This is a genomic window from Clostridium sp. AM29-11AC (genome assembly GCF_003480545.1).
GTDB lineage: Bacteria > Bacillota > Clostridia > Lachnospirales > Lachnospiraceae > Otoolea > Otoolea saccharolyticum_A.
Map to the genome: position 1 here is coordinate 36,277 of NZ_QUJI01000005.1, position 19,510 is coordinate 55,786.

Genomic DNA, 19,510 nt, shown 5'->3' on the forward strand with positions numbered 1-19,510 from the left:
ATACCTCCTGATTTTCCAAGTGTCTCCGTCTCAGCAAATAGTGCCTTTACTCCTCTTTTCTCTCCTTTTCCTCCTCCGGCCGAAAGCTGTCGAAAATAAACAGATCAAACCGTTTTCTCTGTTTCTCCAGATCCTTCTGGCTCTTAATGGTCCAGGCTGCCATCTTGCACTTGTGGATCCTGCGCATCAGACGCACAGCCAGAGATTCCGAGAAACGGCAGTTGTAAGCAATGAAATCCGGTCCGCTCCATGCGTTCAGCAGACAGTTGGTAAGCACCAGCTGTGCCGGCCACGGAGTCTTAAGCCCTTCCCGTCTGTGGTTGGTGGCAAGCTGTCCTCTCAGCACATGAGGCCTGTTTTTCTTAAACCATCTGACTGCCAGCGGGCTGAAAGACTCCATACAGTAAAGGCCGCTGTAGCGGTCAAGGCAGGCCGCCACAATCTCACAGAGCTCCCTGTATTTTCGTTCTGCCTTAATCTCCACAACCAGCGGAACCCGTCCTCCCACAGCGCTCAGCACCTCTTCCAGCAGCGGAATGCGCTCCTTCGTTCCGAACAGTCCGTAAGCCTTAAGCTCTTCGTAAGTACAGTCCTCCACCATCCTGTCCGCTCCTGCGGCCCGTTTTAAGTCATAGTCATGGAACACCACAGGGCGCTTATCTTTGGTGAGCTGCACATCCAGCTCAATCCCATACCCCATCTTTGCTGCTCTTCGGAAGGCGGGAAGGGAATTTTCCGGGCAGCCCTCCTCATTGTTGTGAAACCCTCTGTGAGCTATATAATATTTTTCAAAATCAGCCAGCCGCTCCTTTCTCCCTGATTCCGGCTTCATGCAGTAAAAAAGTGAGAGACAGGACACTGTCATCATACCCGGAATCACAACTGGCAGCATCATCGGAATTGTCAATACCATTTTTATCACCATCTTTTAGTATAGCACAGACGAAGGCGTAAATTTGGCTGTGCCTGTTTCTATCTGCTTTCCTCCTGGAGAAGAGACTCCCCGTTCTTAATAATCCGGTTCAGAAAATTCTCAAACTGCAGAATCTCTTCCTCCGAAAAACCGGAAAACATGGAAGCCTCTGTGTATTCAAACAGCCGTTTGCTCTCATCCGCCACCTTCTGTCCGCCGCAGGTCAGCCGCAGACAGCTGCGCCGGCTGTCCGTCCGGTCAGTATCCTTTATCAGGTATCCCTCTTTTTCCAGCTTTTTTACGGCTACCGCCACTGACGCTGTAGAAACATTTCGCCTGGCTGCAATCTCTCTCTGGGTTGCCCCCGGGTTCTTCTCAATATAGAGAAGGAGCTGGCGCTGGCTTTTAGAAATTCCAGTCTTCCCCATCTCCCTTCTCAGATAATTCTGGTGCAGCCTGGCAGTCACCGCGCACTTCTCCATTACCCTGCCAAGCAGCCCTTTTCTCTCTTCCACAGGTCTTCCTCCCTCCTTTCCGGAATGCGGACGATCTTATGCAAAAATCCCCTCCGGCCGTGTAAAACCAGAGGGGGTAACTTCTGTTCTTCCTATTCTGCTGCTCTGCGATTACTCCTCAACAGAAAACTGATCCTTGCCTACGCCGCACAGCGGACATACCCAGCTCTCAGGAATATCCTCAAAGGCTGTTCCTGCTGCCACTCCGTTATCCGGATCTCCCTCAGCCGGATCATAGATATAGCCGCATACGTCACATACATATTTCTTCATGATAAAATCCTCCTTATCCATCAAGGTTCTGAATTTCGATATTTCCCTGTCTCAAACACTCAGTTCCCGGATCCGGCCTGTACCTGTGTCGGATATCCTTCCGGCAGGTACTTAACCAGGCTGTCTCAGCCTTCTGCTCTGGCCGTCCCTGAACTCTGCTATTACTATAGCATAGGACTTCTCTTTTGTCCACTATTATTTTGATAAAAATTACTATTATTATTTTTTATGCTATCTCTGATCTGGCTCTGCAGACAATTCTGATCTTTGTATACAGAAAACTGTCCCCCTCATCACGGCTCCAGCAGCTTTAAGAGCTCCTCCCGCCCAAGGCCGGCCAGAGAGACACTGCCCTCTGTCACAATCCGGTCTGCCAGCTCCGATTTGGACTCCTGAAGGTGAAGAATACTCTCCTCCACTGTCCCCTTCATAATCAGCCGGAACACCGTCACCTGCTTTTTCTGGCCAATCCGGTGCGCCCTGTCTGTGGCCTGATCCTGAGCCGCGGCATTCCACCAGGGATCATAGTGGATCACCACATCCGCAGCCGTCAGATTCAGCCCCGTACCTCCTGCCTTTAAGGAAATCAGGAACACCGGAACGTCCCCTGCATAAAACCTGGCAGTCAGACGGCTTCTCTCCTCCTTAGAGGTGGCCCCAGTCAGCACAAAGCAGCCGATCCCGGCTCTGTCAAGCCTCTTCTTTATAATCGGGAACATGGAGGCAAACTGGGAGAAGAGCAGAACCCTGTGCCCGGCCGCAACCGCCCCTGAGAGCAGAGCCAGACAGGTTTCCAGCTTTGCCGACTCACCCTTGTAATTTTCATAACAGAGGGAAGGATCACAGCAGATCTGGCGAAGCCTTGTAAGTCCTGCCAGGATCTGTATTTTTCCCGGCAGCTCCCCGCCAGCTTCCAGCTCCTTCCGGAGCCGGAGCACATTGGCCCCGTAGAGCTTTTTCTGCTCTCCCTCGAAGGCAGAGTATACCACCCTCTCGATTTTTTCCGGCAGTTCTTTCAGCACATCGCACTTCAGGCGGCGCAGCAGGAAGGGGCCAATCAGGCGGCGCAGATTCGCAGCCGCTCTCTCATCCCTGTCCTTCACAATGGGAATCTCGTACATGGTCCGGAATTTCCCATAGGCAAACAGAAATCCCGGCATCAGGTAATCAAAAATACTCCAGAGCTCTCCCAGATGATTTTCCACAGGAGTGCCCGTCAGGGCAAACCGGGTGCGGGCCTTTACCTCTTTCACTGCCCGCGCGCTCTTGGTGGCCGCATTTTTGATGCACTGAGCCTCATCAAGGATCTCGAACCGGAAACTCTTCTCCCGGTATATTTCAATATCTCTCTTCAGCAGATCATAGGAAGTCACAATCACCTGGCAGGAATCCATCCCGGCGAGCAGCTCTCTGCGCTCCCCTAAGCTGCCTGCCGCCGTCAGAACCCGCAGAGACGGAGCGAACACAGACAGCTCGTGGGCCCAGTTATAGACCAGAGATGCAGGGCAGACAATCAGGGACATTCCCTCCTCCTTCGCGGAGAGCAGAAGGGCGATCACCTGTATGGTCTTCCCAAGCCCCATGTCGTCCGCCAGAATGCCGCCAAAGCCCCAGTGGTCCAGGGTACGCAGCCAGCGGTAGCCCGTTTTCTGATATTCCCTCAGCTCCCCCTGAAAGGATGCAGGAATCTCAAAATCGCTGTCCGCCACCGACTTCATCCCCCGCACCACCGCCTTGTAAAGGCTGTCCCTGTAAAAGGCAATCCCTCCCTCTTCTCTGACCATCTGATCCAGGTAGAGAGCCCGATAGCTCGGCAGGACAATCTGTTTTTCTTTCAGCTCCCCCTTTCCGATGCCAAGCCCCTCCTGAAGCCTTGCAATAGTCATGAAGCCGTCATCCGACAATTTTAAGAATTCCCCGTTTTTCAGCCGATAATACTTCTTTTTCTGTCTGTAGGCGTCGAGAACCTTTAAAAGCTCCGTACCGCTCATATCCCCTGTGTCGAGTGTCAGCTTCAGCCATCCGTCTGCCGCTGACACTCCCAGAGAAATCTCCGGGGCACGGCGGATATTGAGCCCCCTGAATCTGTCAGAGAACCAGATTTCTCCAAGCTCTCCAAACTGCTCCATCCCCTCGTCCAGAAGACGGTACAGGGCATCATCTCCCGCTGCCAGAAGAAGCCTTCCCGTTCCCTCCTCCCTGGCGGAAAAGTACCTGGTGATCAGGCAGCTTACCCGAAATTCTCCCGGCACATCCCGGCAGATTTCTTTTGGAACTTCCCCGTCGTCCATTGGGTGAAAATGGTAGTCCCCGTAAGACAGGCTGGGTGTCAGGGCAATTCTCCCGTCATCGAGGCAGTCAAACGCAAAGCGGACCGAGAGGGGTTCCGGTCTTGCGCTCTCCAGGTCTACTCCCTCCTGCGTGAGAATCCCGAAGGCCTCCATGCCCTTTAAAACCCGCTCATAGAACAGGGGGATATCCCTCTCTCCCACCAGAGCGCTCCCCGGCTCCTCCCGGTTCTTCAAAAGCTCTGACAAAAACACGGACATGGCCTCCGTGTACTCTCTGCTGCATCGGTACAGTTTTTTTGTATCTGCCACATAGAGGCTTTTCTCCCCTTCAAAGACAAGGAGATCCGGCGGCACGCTCACCTTTATTCCACCCTTCCCGGCCTTTTTCACTGTGACGCAGAAATCAGGATCCCCGCTGACTGCCTCCAGAATTCTCCTGTGTCCCCTCATGTCCTCGCACTGCAGATTTCTCCCCTCAATCAGTTCAAAAAAGCGGTCCGCGTCAGCCCTCCCCAGCTTCAGGCTGCGAAGCGCAGGCACTGCCGGCATCTGGCCTCTCCTGATCTGTCCATAGTGGTCCAGATATGTGAGAGCCAGCTGGGATGCCAAGGCGGCCATTCCCCTGCTCTCCTTCGTAAAGGCGTTCAGATCGTGATTAAAGGCCAGCCCTCTGCCGTATTCCACATATCGCCCCTCTCTCACCGCCTGGGCGAAAGCTGCCAGATCCCTCAGCAGATACTCCCGCCCCCTCTTTAAGCTGGCTTCGAGAAAGAGCCCTTCCCTGCGTATAAGAAGAAGGGGCAGAAATTCCACATCCTCCCCTTCGCTCTCTGCCACAATTTCCGCCACCTGGCGGTTTGTGTATTCCCGTATCATCATCCTCACAGACTGGGAAGTAGACACAGCCTTTTCCTCTCTCTCCCGTCCTTCTGCCTGATACGCCCTGTAGAGCTCCTGCCCATGACGGCACATGGTCCGGCCAGAATTTCCCCCACTACAGGAACAAGAGTAGTCAAAAATCTGACTACCCTTGATGTAAACCTTCGTATGATAGATGTGTCCCTCGTCCTCCACCTTTCCTGAAATGCAGATCTCTCCCTTCCAGAAGGCGTCAGCCGACAGCTCCTTCACCTCCATATGGCAACCTCCCTGAGCAGGCCCCTGCTTTCGACTTGTCTTTGGCCTGCTCCCACACACTTACATATGCTCCGGCGCTTCCATTCCAAGAAGATCCATGCAGGCATTCAAAACATCCTTTGTCAGACTGATCAGACTGATAAAGCCCGCCTGCTTCTCTCTGTCCTCCTCGCCGATGATTTTGTTCACCAGATAGAAATTGTTAAACGCATCAGACAGGTCATACATATACTGGCAGATACGGTGAGGCGCTGTCTCTGCAAAAGCTGACTCCACCACTTCTCCGAAGCGGCACAGCTCAAGCTGCAGCTTTTTCTCTGTCTCTGACGCCGCCGGGCGAATGGGGATCAGGCTGTAGGTTCCGCCCATCAGTTCCCCGTACTTTTCAAGGATGGACTTAATGCGCACAACCATGTACTGAATGTGAGGACCTGTATTTCCCTCAAAGGAGATAAAGCGATCCACGTCGAACACGTAGTCCTTCGTAGCCTGGTTAGAGAGATCTCCATATTTTAAGGCTGCAAGGCCGATCATCTCGGCAGTCCTTCTCATCTCCTCCTCCGGAACTCTCTGCTTCTCCTGAATCTTCCTGTAAACCTCCTCATCGATCTCGTCGATCAGGTGTTCCAGTCTCATGACGCCTCCGTCCCTGGTCTTGAACGGGCCGCCGTCCTTGCTGTTCATGGTGCCGAAGCCGAGGAAGATCATCTTTGTGTCATCCTTCACAATTCCGGCCTTCTTCGCCACGCGGAATACCTGGGTAAAGTGAAGCTCCTGGCGCTTGTCCACCACGTAAATATAGCGATCCGGGTGGAAATCCTGCTCCCTCTGCACGATAGTCGCAAGATCGGAGGTGGCATAGAGAGCCGCGCCGTCAGACTTTCTCACGATGCAGGGAGGAAGCTCCTTGGAGTCAGTCTCCTCGGCAATGTCCACGACAAGCGCTCCCTGGCTCTCGTAAGCCAGCCCCTTGTCAATGAGATCCTGAATCAGCGCCGGGATATAGGGCTGTGCATCGCTCTCGCCCTTCCATAAATCAAAGGACACATTCAGGTTTCCATAATTTCTCTTTAAGTCCTTCAGGGAAACATTCATAATATGCTTCCAGATAGCCCGGTAGGGTGCATAGCCGCTCTGCAGCTTGAAGGTAGCCTCCTGGGCTCTCTCCTTAAACGCTTCGTCCACCTTTGACTTGGCGCTGGCAGCCGGGTAGATCTCCTCCAGCTCGGAGATGGTAAACGGCGCCTCCTCCGGATATTCCCCAGTGAAGCTCTCGTCAAAATACGGGAGCTCCGGCTGTCTGTCGTGAAGCTCCTCAATAATCAGTCCCATCTGAAGTCCCCAGTCTCCCAGATGCACGTCGCTGATCACATGGTGGCCCATATAGCGGCTGATCCGCTTAATGCTCTCGCCGATGACAGCGGAGCGCAGATGACCTACGTGAAGAGGCTTTGCCACATTGGCTCCGCCATAGTCGATGATAATCGTTTCAGGGGCCTTTGTCTCCTCCAGCCCGTATTTCTCATCTGCCGCCATCTCGTTCATATATCCGGCCAGATACTCCGGAGAGATGCGCAGGTTGATAAATCCCGGCATCACGGCTCCGATCTCAGAGAACATCCGGCTTTCCTTTGCCTTCTCCACCACCTCGTTTGCGATGTCGATAGGCTTCTTTTTGTAAGCCTTGGCTGCTGCCATGGCTCCGTTACACTGATATTCGCACAGATCCGGGCGGTTGGAAACCGTCACCTTCACATATTTTTCATCATATCCGCATTCCGTAAAGGCAGGCGTCAGCTCTGCCACAATTAAGTCAATCATTTTCTTCATGATTTCTGCTTCTCCTTTTCTGGTATTCTGAGTCTGCGCTCCTGCCCAAAAACCGCCTGCATCAGCCCCTGCCGTCCCGGCCGGCCTCAGCCCGCTTCGGCAGCTTTTTTCTGTCACTGTGCGCAGCTGCTGAGCGATCTATAATTATAAGCCAATTTCCCGGCAAGATCAACCAGGCCTTCCTGTTTTTCCGGGAGATCTGCCTGCGCCTGTCAGCCTGCCCTCATTGCCTTCTTCACATCCTTCAGAAATGTCTCCCACTCCTGCGGATGATCGACAAAATATTTGGGACATGCCTTCTCCGTCACATCGTAGTGGCGGATCACATCCTTTGGCTTCAGCTTCAGCTCACTGCACAGCCAGGCAGTCAGTCTGACCAGTGAGTCGTAGGTTTCCTCAGTAAACCTGCCGTCTGCCTCAGGGTGGCAGCATTCAATGGAGATCGTGTCAGAGTTTCTGCTGTTGGACGCGTACGCCATCTCATCTATGGGAACACACTGGATTATCTCGCCGTCCATGCCGATGATAAAATTGCTGCTGACCGATACCTTATTTTCCCCTGTCTGAGCCTTCAGCCCCTCGAAGTAATTTCTGTTCTGCTCAGCCGTGGTGCCCGGATTTCCCACATAGTGAACCACGATCCCGTTTACGGAACAGAGCTTTGTCCCGGGCCTGGAGTACGGATTGACAGTCAGAAGCTCCTGCGTCACCCAGTCCGGCATCTCGATGGCCGCGAGATTGACCGGCTCTCTTATCAGGCTCCCCCTGAAAAACCATCCAATCAGGATTCCCGCCGCGAAAAAAATAACTGCCGTCGCCCCCAGCATACCAAACCGCCTTTTTCTCCGGCGCTTCATCCACTCTCTCTGCATCCTGGTATCTCTCTTCCGGCTGCTCTCCCGCGTCCGTCCCGGCTCATACGCGCCGTCACGGCTTCCCCTTTTAAACTCCTCTTCCAATCTATCGTCCCCTTCATCTGTATCTCAGGTGCTTTATCATCTGCTCTCAGATTTTCTGCCTTTTAGCCTTCTCTTTCTTCAGACGCGCTTTTCCCCGCATCTTTCTTACCTGCTGCCGACAGGACCAGCTGCAGCTTAAGACACCGGCTCCGCCCGGGCTCCTAAACAAAAGAACTGCTGTAAAATAGCTGTGTGAAGATATTTTACAACAGTTCCTTTTTTCCGTTTCCTTCTCTTTCTGCACCGGAAGCGCCCGCTGGCCCCTCTTCGCATATCCGCGGAGCGGAAAATAGCTGTCATGGCAGCCGCGCCCCGGCAGGACAGTCCGCTCTGGGCGAACTCGCTCTTCTTATACTCTGGACAGGTACTCGCCTGTACGTGTATCGATTTTTACCTTGTCGCCGATCTCTACGAATAACGGAACGTAGATGGTAGCGCCAGTCTCAACAATCGCCGGCTTGGTAGCGCCTGTAGCTGTATCTCCCTTGAAGCCTGGCTCTGTCTCTGTAATCTCAAGCTCTGCAAATAACGGAGCCTCCACAGAGAATACCTCTCCATTGTGGGAGCAGATCTTAACCATGTCGTTCTCTTTTACGAACTTCAGGGCATCACCGATCTGATCTGCTGTCAGAGCGATCTGCTCATAGTTCTCCACGTTCATGAAGTGGAATAAATCTCCGTCAGAGTACAGATACTGCATGTCTACTCTGTCAATTCTGGCTGCCGGGAACTTCTCAGTAGGTCTGAAGGTCTTCTCAACAACACCGCCGTTTTTGATATTTTTAAGTTTAGTTCTTACGAATGCAGCGCCCTTGCCTGGCTTTACGTGCTGGAACTCGACAATCTGGAATACATTTCCTTCGATTTCCACTGTAATGCCGTTTCTAAAATCGCCAGCTGATACCATAAATGATATTCCTCCTTGAATGATCTCTCTTAATCTTTTTCATTTTATACTATAATATGCCGTTTTTCAACTACTTTTTGCAAATCCTGCCGCTCCTTTGGGATGCCAAAGCCAGGTATTGTCAGCATTTTGCCGAATGTCCCTGGGCGGGCTGCCAAGCCCCAGGATCACAATTCCCTGATTTTGCTTTCGATTTCTTCGGCTATCTCCTCCGGTGTCTTCTGATCCGTGAGCACGATACAGTCTGACGCGGCCTCATAAAAGGGCTCCCTCTCTTTTAAAAGTCCCTCTGCCCTCTCTCTTACATTGTCCCCTCTCAAGAGAGGCCTGGTGGTATCGCCTTTCAGGCGGCAGAGCACCTCCCCGGCTGAGGTCTTCAGATAGACGCAGAAGCCCAGCTGCCTTAAAAGCTCCCGGTTTTCTTCCCTCATGGGGAGCCCTCCCCCTGTGGAGAATACAGCCGGGCTTCTTGACTCCTCAGACTCTTCAATGAGAGCTCTCAGCGTTTCTGTTTCCACAGCCCTGAACCCCTCCTCGCCCTTCGTCTCAAAGATCTCCGGTATGGTCATGCCGGCTCTTTTTTCAATCTCCTGATCCGTGTCCAGAAACGGAAGGCCTGTCCTCTCTGCAAGGATTTTTCCCACGCTTGTCTTTCCGGCCCCCATAAAACCGATCAGCAGAATCGGGGATGGGAGAGAATTTCTTTCATTCCCGCCCTTGCGGCTGTTCTGTACCGTCTCTTCACAGGCCGGCTCCCCGGCTCTCCCTCCGGCAAGCCGCTCCTCTATCAGCCTTCTGGCAAGTGCCAGGGTTTCCCTGTTCACTCTCTGGCCCGGATACCAGAGCTCGTAGGAGATCACTCCCTGGTAAATCAGCATGTTGAGACCGTTCACCGCACGGCCTCCCGCCTCCCTCACAAGGCGCATGAACTTCGTCTCCGCAGGTGTATAGATAATATCCACTGCCTCATCTATCAGGCGGTAAAATTCCCTGTCCTCGATTGGAGCGCTGTCCGTGTTCGGATACATGCCCACGCTGGTGGACTGGATGGCCAGATACCTGCCGTCAGGAATGCTCCTCCACTCAGAAACAGGCAGAGCTGTCACCAGTTCTCTTCCTCCCGACTGCCCGTTTATCCAGTCAGCTAAGGACGCAGCCCGGTCCATGCTCCGGTTCAGCAGGTAAATATGCTCTGCTCCCTCGCCGGCCAGCAGGTAGGCAGCCGCCTTTGCAGCCCCTCCTGCTCCGATCAGAATACAGTTTCTGCCCCTGATCTCGATTCCGGCTTCCCTCACGGCTCTTAAAAGTCCGGGAACATCTGTATTGTACCCCTTATAGCCGCCCTCTGTGCGCACCAGCGTATTCACGGCTCCCACAGCCTTTGCCGTCTCATCGATTCCATCCAGAAAACGCATCACACTCTGCTTGTGAGGAACGGTGACGTTCAGCCCTCTGATATTTAAGGCAAAGGCTCCTCTGACCGCCGCCTCAAGCTCCTCCTCTTTTACGCGAAAGGGCACGTAGACCATGTCCGTCCCGGTACTGTTCCCGTAAAGGTTCTGCAGCATAGGAGACATGGAATGCTCCACCGGATCTGCAAGAATCCCGCACACCTTGGTTGTCCCATTAACCAGAGCCGCCCACTCTGCACCTCTGTTTTTCTCATTATTTTTCATCTGTCCTGTCCGCCTGTCCTTTCCCGGCGATTTCTGCCGGCCGCCGTCTTATCTCCCGCTGTGCTCTTTTTCGATCTCAGCTGTGCTTTCTCTGTTTTTCGCACGCCCTCCTGTAGAAGAGGAGTACCACCGCCTCCAGCCTCCTCTTCAGCACGATCTGAATCTCCTCTTTGGGATGGATGGGCTTTGTCAGGACTGCGTAAATGCCTGCCCTGTTGGCCCCATACACATCCGTAAACAGCTGGTCTCCCACAAAAAGGCTCGTCCTGCAGTCTGTGCCCATAAGCTCCATGGCCCTCTGATAGCCCTTCGTTCCAGGCTTTCCGCCCTTAAAAATATAGGGAGATTTCACCTGACTGGCAAAGGATGCCACCCTGGGCTCCTTATTATTCGAGAGGAGGCAGGTTTTCATACCCATCCCGTGAAGGCGCAAAAAAAGCTCCTTCGCCCTCTGATCCGCCGGAGCACCGTGGGGAACGAGTGTATTGTCTATATCGAAAATGACTCCGCGAATCCCCTCCCTGTAAAACTTCTCGTAGGGGATATCATAAGCGGAGTCCCTGTATTCCTTTGGGTAGAATGCTTTAAACATATGTTTTACCTTTTCAGTCTTTCTCTCCATCCGGTCCATCAGACCTTACTCTTTTTTCAGGAGCTTAGAAAGCTCCTCCATAAAGGTTCCCACATCCTTAAACTCCCGGTAAACAGAGGCAAAGCGCACATAGGCAACCTCGTCGAGATCCTTCAGCTTATCCATCACCAGCTCGCCGATGGCGGAGGTTTCAATCTCCCTCTCCTCCTTGTTGAAAATCTGGTTTTCAATCTCATCTATGGTAGCGCTGATCTGCTGGGGAGATACCGGGCGCTTATGGCAGGAATGAAGAATGCCCGCCTCTATCTTGGAGCGGTCGTAAAGCTCTCTGGAATTATCCTTTTTTATCACCATGAGAGGCATGGTCTCCAGCTTCTCATAAGTCGTAAATCTCTTTCCGCATGTTTCACACTGACGGCGGCGGCGGATAGAGCTGTTGTCGTCTGCCGGTCTGGAATCGATTACCTTCGTGTCAGCTGCATTACAAAATGGACATTTCACGTTCTGTTCCTCCTGTGTGATATATTGTCTTTATTTTAACGTACTGCGGTCAGATATGCAAGCCGTTTTCAGCCTTTTCCCTTTTTTTCATGCAGCTCTACCAGAATAATGTCATCCCCAATCTGCTTTATATCGCACCATGGGATCACCCATTCGCTCTCCCGGCCCAGAAATCCCCACAGGCAGCCGGGTCCGGGCACAATGAGAGCCAGAATCCTGCCGGTGCAGGCGTCAAAGTCCACATCTCCCACATATCCCAGACGGCGGCAGTCACAGATATTGATAACCTCTTTCTGCTTCAGCTCGCAAAGACGCATGGACTCCTCCTGAAAATGGCTCCTCATTCCAGTATATGCCCGGTTCCCGTGACAGGTGCCTTATCTATGCCTCCGGTGCATTGTCCTGGGCGTAGATGGCCGTTTCCGTGCCTGCCGTCATGCCGAACGCAATGGTTCCTGTCAGCTCGTTTCCGGCCAGGGCCTTATCTCCGTGGAGGGCCGCATCGATCACAGCGCCAGCCCCGTAAAGTCCGGGAATTTCGCCTCCGTCTGCGGTTACTACATTGGCACAGCTGTCCACCAGGATTCCCTTATTTGCCCCGCTCTCATCTGTCACATAGGAAACTGCCAGATCCTCAAGCAGGTCAATGTAATCCACATCTGTCACCAAAAGGGCCCGGCAGGTAATCTCCTGCTCCCCTTTATCTCCCTTTACCTTCACTCCCGTCACTTCCCCGTCTGCTCCGTAAAGCACCTGGGCAAGCTCTGTGTTTTCCGCCACATTCACGTTCAGGGAATCAAACTTCTCCTGAAGCTTCGCCTCTATCTCTTCTCCCAGATTCCCTCCGTCCGCTGCCTGATAGCTTCTGGCTACGCTGGAGCCCTCGGCCTGTGTCACGCCTGACAGTTCCACTCCCTGATCTCTCAGCCAGACAAGGGCCTCCCGTCCGCTCTCCGCCATATGCTCCACCATCTCCTGGCTGTTCTTTCCGCCGCCTGCCGCCATAGTATCGGTGATAAAGGCATCCACAGAATCTTCGATGCCGGCCTCCGCCTGCTCATCGGTGTCAGCTGCGTTAAAGCTCTCTCCTGAAAGTGCAGACTTCTCTGCGCCTCCCTTTTCCAGAACCAGAATTTTAGACGGATCCGTGCCCTCGGCAACTGCCTGAATTGCTGCAGCCATTCCCGCTGCGTCTCCTCCGGCAATCACAATGTCCGCGTCCGAGATCTCGGCTCCCTCTGCCTGTCTCTCCTGTGCCTCAGAGGACGGGACGGCTGTCTCCCCAGTCTCCTCAGTGCCTTCGCTGGCCGCTGTCCCCTTTCCCTTCTCTGTATTTTGGCTGCTGCATCCGGCAAGCGCTCCTGCTGCAAGGACAGCAGCAGCAAGCGCCGCATATGTCTTTTTTCTCATTATTCATTCTCCTCTCCCGGAAAGGAAACCCTTCCGTTTCCACATAGACTTCTCTTCCTGCGCCCTCAGCTTCCATAGCCGGACAGGCAGGAAAATTTCAGAAAAAAAATGGCAGAAGCGGAAAAAAAGTCCAACTGACCTCCCGCCGCTTCTGAGGCAAAAGTTTATCACAAAGCAGCAGGCAAATCAATTGAACTTTCATTAAGTTTTATTCTCAAAACGGAAATTTTTATAAATATTTTATGAACTCACCGAAGTACCCGGACTGCACAGACCAGGTGCAAAACCGGCATTTTCTCCTGAATTCCCGCCTAAGCGCAGAGTTCTGCAATTACCTGGGCAAAAATCTTTGCACTCAGGAGAAGCTCATCGATCACGGCAAACTCGTCAGCTCCGTGCATCCGGTTGTCCGTTTCCGGAAGGGCGGCTCCAAAGGCCACTCCGTTTTTCAGATCATGGACGTACGTTCCGCCTCCCATGGAAACGCACTCGCCCTTTCTTCCCGTGTACTCCTCATAGACAGAAAGAAGGGTTTTAACGAAATCAGAATTTCCATCCACGTGGTGAGGCGGACGCATCTCGCGGGTGAGCATCGTGATGCCGAGTTCCTCCATCTTCGCAGCTATAGGCTTTAACACATTCTCCTCATTGCCGCACAGAGGAGTACGGCTGTCAATCATTCCGTGCATCTTCTCCTCTGTCACCTCGAGAATGTCAAAGGCCAGGGTGAGGGCGCCGGACAGTTCATCTTCCATAGCCACGCCGAGGGCGCGTCCCTCTGTGTCTCCGTGGGGGAAGAGCTGGCAGAGGGCCTTTATCACCTCTATCTGCCTGCAGGCTGCAAATGGAAGCTTTGTGATCAGAAGGAGCAGCGCTGTGATGGCATTCTTTCCCTCCTGAGGCGTGGACGCATGGGCCCCTGCTCCGCAGGCTGTGATCTCAAGACAGCTGTCCTTTCCCATGATCTCAAAGGAAACGCCTGTCTCCTTCTCCACCTCATCTGCCGCTGCTCTCACCACGTCATCGTCGAGCCCCTCAAAGACAGCGAATGCCTTTCCGGGGACCACATTGATCTTCGTGCCTGCTTTGATAGATTTCACGCGGGGGAGCTCCTGTGAAGCCTCAAACTCTGCCTCAAATTCTCCCTCCAGATGGCCCTTCTCAATATTCACAACAGGGAAGGCTCCGTCCGGCGAGAAGGTCATCGGCGCCTCCTTCTCCACAGCGTAATAATGCTGAATATCGCTGCTGCCGCACTCCTCATCTGTTCCCAGAATCAGCCTGACGCGCTTCTTTAACGGAATGCCTAACTCCTTTACTGCCCGCAACGCATAGAGGGCGGCAACGGCCGGCCCCTTGTCGTCGGCTGTACCGCGGCCATAGAGTCTTCCGTCCTTCTCCACCGGCTCAAAGGGTTCTGTCACAGTCCAGCCCTCTCCGGCCGGAACCACGTCGAGATGAGCCAGAATATCAAGCTGGCTTTCCTCTCCTCCCCAGTCGACCGTTCCCACATAGTTGTCGTAATTGCAGATGGAAAAACCGTATCCCTCAGCCATGGCAAGCGCTGTTCCAAGCGCCTGGCAGGCTCCCTCTCCGTAGGGCATTCCCTCCTGGTAAGGCATTTTTTCGCTGTTGATGCGGCACAGGGACTTGATATCCTCAAGCATCTCTCCTCTGTGGCTGTCAATATACTTCTCGATCTCTTCTCTGTACATCTTCTGTCATCCCCTTTCCGGGGCCTCCCAACCAGGCTGCCCCACTCTGCCCTGTCATTTCTGTCTCTTTCTCAGGCCTGACCTGCGCCTGTCTTTATTTCAGCATTCCTGCCAGCACCTCATTCACAACCCTGCCGTCAGCCTTTCCCTTTACTCTCGGCATTAAAACCTTCATGACTGCGCCCTTATCGGACTTCTTTGGCTCATCGATGGAAAGCTCCCTGAGCACTTCCCCGATCACCTCCCTGATCTGATCCGGTGTCAGATCGGCCGGAGCGAACTCCTCATAGACGGAAAGCCTTGCCGCAGCCTCGTTCCTGATATCCTCCCTGTCGGCCGGAGCCAGCTCCATGGTTTCCCTGGTCTGCTTGATCTCCTTTTTCACCACTGCATTCTCCTCATCCTCTGTCAGCGGCTCTCTCTTGTCAATCTCCGCATTCTTCAGAGCTGAAAGCAGCATGGACAGGGAATCCTTCCTTGCCTTGTCCTTGGCCTTCATGGCCTCCACCATCGCTTTTCTCACAACATCAATCTTGCTCATTTTTCTACCTCCCAGCTTACTGCTGCTTCTGTGACTGTGCTGTTTAAACTATACTGTCTCTGTGATCGTCCCTCTATGCCAAAAATAGAAGGGACGGTTTTTCTGCCGCCCTGCCGGCAGCCTTAATCGCGCCCGAACTCGCTGAGCACCAGTCCCGGATTTCTGTCCAGTACCATGCCGACGCTCCAGCTGTTGACAAATAAGAGCAGAGGATTGCCCTTTAAGTCCTTGATGCGCTTCATATCTGAGGTTCCCTGAATTTTGGCCGGATCCACCTCATTCTTATTCTCAATCCAGCGGATATATTCGTAGGGCAGCTTCTCCAGCTTGACCTCCACATTGTACTCATTTTCCAGACGGTAGGTAAGCACCTCAAACTGCAGCTCTCCCACCACGCCCACAATGATTTCTTCCATTCCCGTGTTGAACTCCTGGAAAATCTGAATTGCACCCTCCTGGGCGATCTGATTGACTCCCTTGATAAACTGCTTTCTCTTCATGGTGTCCATCTGACGTACCCTTGCAAAATGCTCCGGTGCGAAGGTAGGGATGCCCTCAAACTGAATTTTGTCATTGGACGCGCAGAGGGTGTCTCCGATGGAGAAGATGCCCGGATCGAACACACCGATAATATCGCCTGCGTAGGCCTCCTCCACAATCTTTCTGTCCTGGGCCATCAGCTGCTGAGGCTGGGACAGACGGATCTTTCTGCCTCCCTGCACGTGATTGACCTCCATGCCCGCCTCGAACTTTCCGGAACAGATACGCATAAATGCAATTCGGTCTCTGTGGGCCTTATTCATATTTGCCTGGATTTTAAACACAAAGGCCGTGAAATTGTCTTCAAAGGGGTTCACCTGGCCTGTGGTGGTCTTTCTCGGAAGGGGCGGTGTGGTCATATTCAGGAAATGCTCCAGAAAAGTCTCCACTCCGAAGTTTGTGAGGGCAGACCCGAAAAAGGCCGGAGAGAGTTTTCCTGTGCTGACCTTCTCCATGTCGAAGGGCTCGCTGGCCCCGTCGAGAAGCTCGATGTCATCAAGAAGCTGGCTGTGGTAATCCGCCCCGATCACCTGCTCTGCCTCTGTTCCCTCCAGATCAAATTCCCTGGACGCAACCTCCTTCTGGCCTCCCATGGCCGCCGTAAAGGTGGTGATCTTCTTTGTATTTCTGTCATAAACGCCCTTGAAGTTCTTTCCGCAGCCGATGGGCCAGTTGATCGGGCAGGTCTTGATTCCGAGAACGCTCTCAATCTCGTCCATCAGCTCGAAGGGATCTCTCGCCTCCCGGTCCATCTTATTGATGAATGTAAAGATAGGAATATTTCTCAGAAGGCATACCTTAAACAGCTTGATAGTCTGGGCCTCCACACCTTTGGAGGCGTCAATCACCATAACCGCCGAGTCGGCCGCCATCAGCGTCCTGTAGGTATCCTCTGAGAAATCCTGGTGTCCCGGAGTGTCCAGAATGTTGATGCAGTAGCCCTCATAGTTAAACTGCAGGACAGAGGAGGTGACGGAGATACCTCTCTCTTTCTCAATCTCCATCCAGTCTGAAACTGCGTGCTTGGTAGCCTTGCGCCCCTTAACCGTACCGGCCAGGTTAATGGCCCCTCCGTAGAGAAGAAACTTCTCCGTCAGCGTCGTCTTTCCCGCATCCGGGTGGGAAATGATAGCGAATGTCCTTCTCTTTTTAATCTGCTCTGTGGTGTTTTCTGTATTAGCCAAAATGGTTCCTCCATGTTCTGTCTTTTTCCTGCTGAGTTTCCGGATTCTGCCCGGCCCGTGATGTCCGTTCAGTTTGTTTCCGGTGCTTCTTTTCCGGCAGCTTCTGTCTCTGCACAGAAAAAATGGACACCAGCGCCTTCGGTGTCCATTTTATTCTAGTATGAAATATATGGAAAGTCAAGGGCAAGGGATTCTGACAGAGCGGCCCGGACCGCCCAGGCGGAAAGAAAAACTTCCCATCCCCTCTACTCTTTTCTCCACCTGTCCAGAAACCGCTCTGCAAGCTCCACCCACGGATGGCAGCACTCCACGTCGCAGCTTCCTCTTCCGTCATCTGTCTCCTTGTCGGTGCGCTCGTCGGCCAGGGCAATTCCATGGCGTCCCTCGGGAAAGATATGGATCTCCGCGCTTACTCCGGCCTTTCTCAGAGCTCCTGCAAAGAGAAGCGTATTTTCCACAGGAACCGTTCCGTCGGTGAAGGTGTGCCAGAGAAATACAGGAGGCACCTGGCTGCCCACCTGCTTTTCCAGAGACAGAAGATCGAGAAACTGCTCTCTCTCCTCCCCCTTCCTGCCTCCGAGAAGGACATCAAAGGAACCTCTGTGGGCATACTCTCCGAAGGTGATCACCGGATAGCTCAAAAGCAGGCGGTCCGGGCGCAGGAGCAGGGAAATTTCCTCCAGGCTGCTCTCGGAAAATACCGTTTTCCTTCTTCTGAAACCGTCGCCTCTGGGATACTGCACCTGGCCTTTCACAAGAGCTGCCAGAAATTCCTGATTCCAGAACACTGCCAGGCTGGCAGCCAGATGTCCGCCTGCTGAAAAGCCCATGACGGCCACTTTCTCGGGAATCACCTTCCATTCTCTGGCTTTCATCCTCACCATGGCCACTGCCCCGGCAAGCTCCAGGAGGGCCGTCGGAAAGCTGTCCGGAGCTACGCTGTAGTCCAGCACAAATACCTGGTATCCCTTGGACAGAAGCTCCAGAGCCACCGGCTCCCCTTCTCTGAAGGAGCAGAACTCATAGCCTCCGCCCGGGCAGATAATAACTGCAGGCCGTTCCTTTATCCTGCACTCCCTTCCCGAATCCTGAAGGTAGGCCGTGAGCACCGCCGTCTTGTCTGTGATTTTAAATGCTCCGTTTTTTTCTATCTGAATCTGTATCTGTTCGACTCTCATCTCTGATTTCCTTTCTCCTCGCCGCAGTGGTGTTTTGGCTCCCTTCGGGCGCCAGCGGCTCGGCGCAGGTATAATGCCTGCTTCGCAGCCATTATACCATATCCTCCGGATATGGCAGCCTCCGGCGGAACTTAGCGCCCGGTTTTCAGCAGTGAATGCTGAAACCGGTATGCGCAGGTATAATGCCTGCTTCGCAGCCATTATACCATATCCTCCGGATATGCTATTCTCTCCGAGGGATGCGCACTCGCCGCAGTGGTGTTTTGGCTCCCTTCGGGCGCCAGCGGCTCGGCGCAGGTATAATGCCTGCTTCGCAGCCATTATACCATACCTTGTCCGAAATGGAAACGGAGACTGAGGAGGAGCGTTTCCCTGTCAAGGGCTAAAAGTTTTTTTAATTTCCTCTTTTTCAGTATATTGCCGCCCAAAGAGGTAAATCATGATAGCAGATGAAAACTTGCTGCCGTTTGGACTTCCTTCTGCGCAGGCTCCTTTGTAAAAAGCCGGAGGGAAGAACGGCTGCGAATAATGTAAGGAGGATACTCTTTATGGCACTTAACAAAGTTGAAATCTGCGGCGTCAATACAGCGAAGCTGCCGCTTTTGACCAACGAGGAAAAGGAAGAGCTCTTTGCCCGTATTCTAAAGGGTGACAGGGAAGCCAGAGAACAGTACATCAAAGGAAATCTCCGGCTGGTTCTCAGTGTCATCCAGCGCTTTTCCGGCAGCAGCGAAAATGTGGATGATCTGTTTCAGATCGGCTGCATCGGCCTGATCAAAGCCATCGATAATTTTGATATAACACAGAATGTCCGTTTCTCCACCTACGCAGTTCCCATGATTTTAGGCGAGGTAAAACGCTATCTCAGGGACAATAATTCCATCCGGGTCAGCCGCTCTCTGCGGGACACGGCCTACAAGGCCATCTATGCCAGGGAAAGTCTGATGAAGAAGAATTTAAAGGAGCCGACACTCTGCGAAATTGCCGAGGAGGTGGGTGTCAGCAAGGAGGATATTACCTATGCCCTGGATGCCATCCAGAGTCCGGTAAGTCTCTATGAACCTGTGTACACCGACGGCGGGGATCCGCTCTATGTGATGGATCAGCTCAGCGATAAGAAAAACTCTGAGGAGAACTGGATCGAGGACATTTCCCTGAGCGAAGCCATGAGACGGCTACCCGAAAGGGAACGCCACATCATCGGCATGCGCTTTTTTGAGGGAAAAACACAGACCGAGGTGGCAGAGGAAATTCATATCAGCCAGGCCCAGGTCAGCCGCCTGGAAAAAAATGCCCTGAAAGCCATGAAAAACTACCTGAGTTAAAAAATACGGCAGCGGATGGAGAG

17 protein-coding genes are annotated in these 19,510 nt (G+C 53.1%); 1 reads left to right on the forward strand and 16 read right to left on the reverse strand.

What is annotated here, in order from left to right; translation table 11 throughout:
* Positions 1 to 46: 46 nt before the first annotated feature.
* The 16 genes from DW757_RS05380 to DW757_RS05455 all read right to left on the reverse strand — a co-directional run bounded on the left by DW757_RS05380 (position 47) and on the right by DW757_RS05455 (position 18,162).
* On the reverse strand, positions 47 to 913 hold the full coding sequence (locus tag DW757_RS05380; RefSeq protein ID WP_015574820.1) for a glycerophosphodiester phosphodiesterase family protein: 867 nt from the start codon (positions 911 to 913) through the stop codon (positions 47 to 49).
* Between the two features lie 59 nt (positions 914 to 972).
* Positions 973 to 1,428, reverse strand: coding sequence for a MarR family winged helix-turn-helix transcriptional regulator (locus tag DW757_RS05385; protein ID WP_087382907.1), 456 nt, complete (start codon positions 1,426 to 1,428; stop codon positions 973 to 975).
* Between the two features lie 111 nt (positions 1,429 to 1,539).
* Positions 1,540 to 1,701 carry a rubredoxin gene (gene rd / locus DW757_RS05390; protein WP_015543983.1) on the reverse strand — a complete coding sequence of 54 codons (162 nt, stop codon included), beginning with the start codon at positions 1,699 to 1,701 and terminating at the stop codon, positions 1,540 to 1,542.
* Between the two features lie 293 nt (positions 1,702 to 1,994).
* Positions 1,995 to 5,129, reverse strand: coding sequence for an SNF2 helicase associated domain-containing protein (locus DW757_RS05395; RefSeq protein ID WP_118751196.1), 3,135 nt, complete (start codon positions 5,127 to 5,129; stop codon positions 1,995 to 1,997).
* Between the two features lie 60 nt (positions 5,130 to 5,189).
* Entirely contained in the window at positions 5,190 to 6,959 is a 1,770-nt protein-coding gene (argS, locus tag DW757_RS05400) for an arginine--tRNA ligase (protein ID WP_044931682.1), read from the reverse strand.
* A 212-nt stretch (positions 6,960 to 7,171) separates the two neighbouring features.
* Complete coding sequence (locus tag DW757_RS05405; protein ID WP_182433256.1) at positions 7,172 to 7,918, reverse strand: peptidoglycan recognition family protein; 747 nt, start codon at positions 7,916 to 7,918, stop codon at positions 7,172 to 7,174.
* A 349-nt stretch (positions 7,919 to 8,267) separates the two neighbouring features.
* A complete protein-coding gene (efp, locus tag DW757_RS05410) occupies positions 8,268 to 8,825 on the reverse strand; it encodes an elongation factor P (protein ID WP_008398767.1) in 558 nt (185 codons plus the stop codon).
* A 167-nt stretch (positions 8,826 to 8,992) separates the two neighbouring features.
* Positions 8,993 to 10,501: a shikimate dehydrogenase gene (gene aroE, locus DW757_RS05415; RefSeq protein ID WP_118751197.1), complete on the reverse strand. Its 1,509-nt coding sequence runs from the start codon at positions 10,499 to 10,501 to the stop codon at positions 8,993 to 8,995.
* Positions 10,502 to 10,577: 76 nt separating this feature from the next.
* Positions 10,578 to 11,093, reverse strand: coding sequence for a YqeG family HAD IIIA-type phosphatase (locus tag DW757_RS05420; RefSeq protein WP_044931678.1), 516 nt, complete (start codon positions 11,091 to 11,093; stop codon positions 10,578 to 10,580).
* Positions 11,094 to 11,138: 45 nt separating this feature from the next.
* The gene (nrdR, locus tag DW757_RS05425; protein ID WP_021965822.1) at positions 11,139 to 11,594 is read right to left on the reverse strand and encodes a transcriptional regulator NrdR; all 456 of its coding nucleotides are present in this window, start codon (positions 11,592 to 11,594) and stop codon (positions 11,139 to 11,141) included.
* Between the two features lie 68 nt (positions 11,595 to 11,662).
* Positions 11,663 to 11,911 (reverse strand): YlmC/YmxH family sporulation protein, encoded by a 249-nt coding sequence (locus tag DW757_RS05430; protein ID WP_021965823.1) that lies wholly within the window; start codon positions 11,909 to 11,911, stop codon positions 11,663 to 11,665.
* 64 nt (positions 11,912 to 11,975) lie between these two features.
* Positions 11,976 to 13,004: an FAD-binding protein gene (locus tag DW757_RS05435; protein WP_118751198.1), complete on the reverse strand. Its 1,029-nt coding sequence runs from the start codon at positions 13,002 to 13,004 to the stop codon at positions 11,976 to 11,978.
* A 311-nt stretch (positions 13,005 to 13,315) separates the two neighbouring features.
* Positions 13,316 to 14,719 (reverse strand): dipeptidase PepV, encoded by a 1,404-nt coding sequence (gene pepV / locus DW757_RS05440; protein ID WP_118751199.1) that lies wholly within the window; start codon positions 14,717 to 14,719, stop codon positions 13,316 to 13,318.
* A gap of 94 nt (positions 14,720 to 14,813) precedes the next feature.
* Positions 14,814 to 15,260, reverse strand: coding sequence for a GatB/YqeY domain-containing protein (locus DW757_RS05445; RefSeq protein ID WP_008398759.1), 447 nt, complete (start codon positions 15,258 to 15,260; stop codon positions 14,814 to 14,816).
* Between the two features lie 122 nt (positions 15,261 to 15,382).
* Positions 15,383 to 16,984 carry a peptide chain release factor 3 gene (locus tag DW757_RS05450; RefSeq protein ID WP_118751200.1) on the reverse strand — a complete coding sequence of 534 codons (1,602 nt, stop codon included), beginning with the start codon at positions 16,982 to 16,984 and terminating at the stop codon, positions 15,383 to 15,385.
* A 245-nt stretch (positions 16,985 to 17,229) separates the two neighbouring features.
* Complete coding sequence (locus DW757_RS05455; protein ID WP_118751201.1) at positions 17,230 to 18,162, reverse strand: alpha/beta hydrolase; 933 nt, start codon at positions 18,160 to 18,162, stop codon at positions 17,230 to 17,232.
* A gap of 548 nt (positions 18,163 to 18,710) precedes the next feature.
* On the opposite strand from DW757_RS05455, the gene sigG reads away from it, so the two are divergent.
* Positions 18,711 to 19,487 carry an RNA polymerase sporulation sigma factor SigG gene (gene sigG / locus DW757_RS05460; RefSeq protein WP_015574814.1) on the forward strand — a complete coding sequence of 259 codons (777 nt, stop codon included), beginning with the start codon at positions 18,711 to 18,713 and terminating at the stop codon, positions 19,485 to 19,487.
* The last annotated feature ends 23 nt before the right edge of the window (positions 19,488 to 19,510 follow it).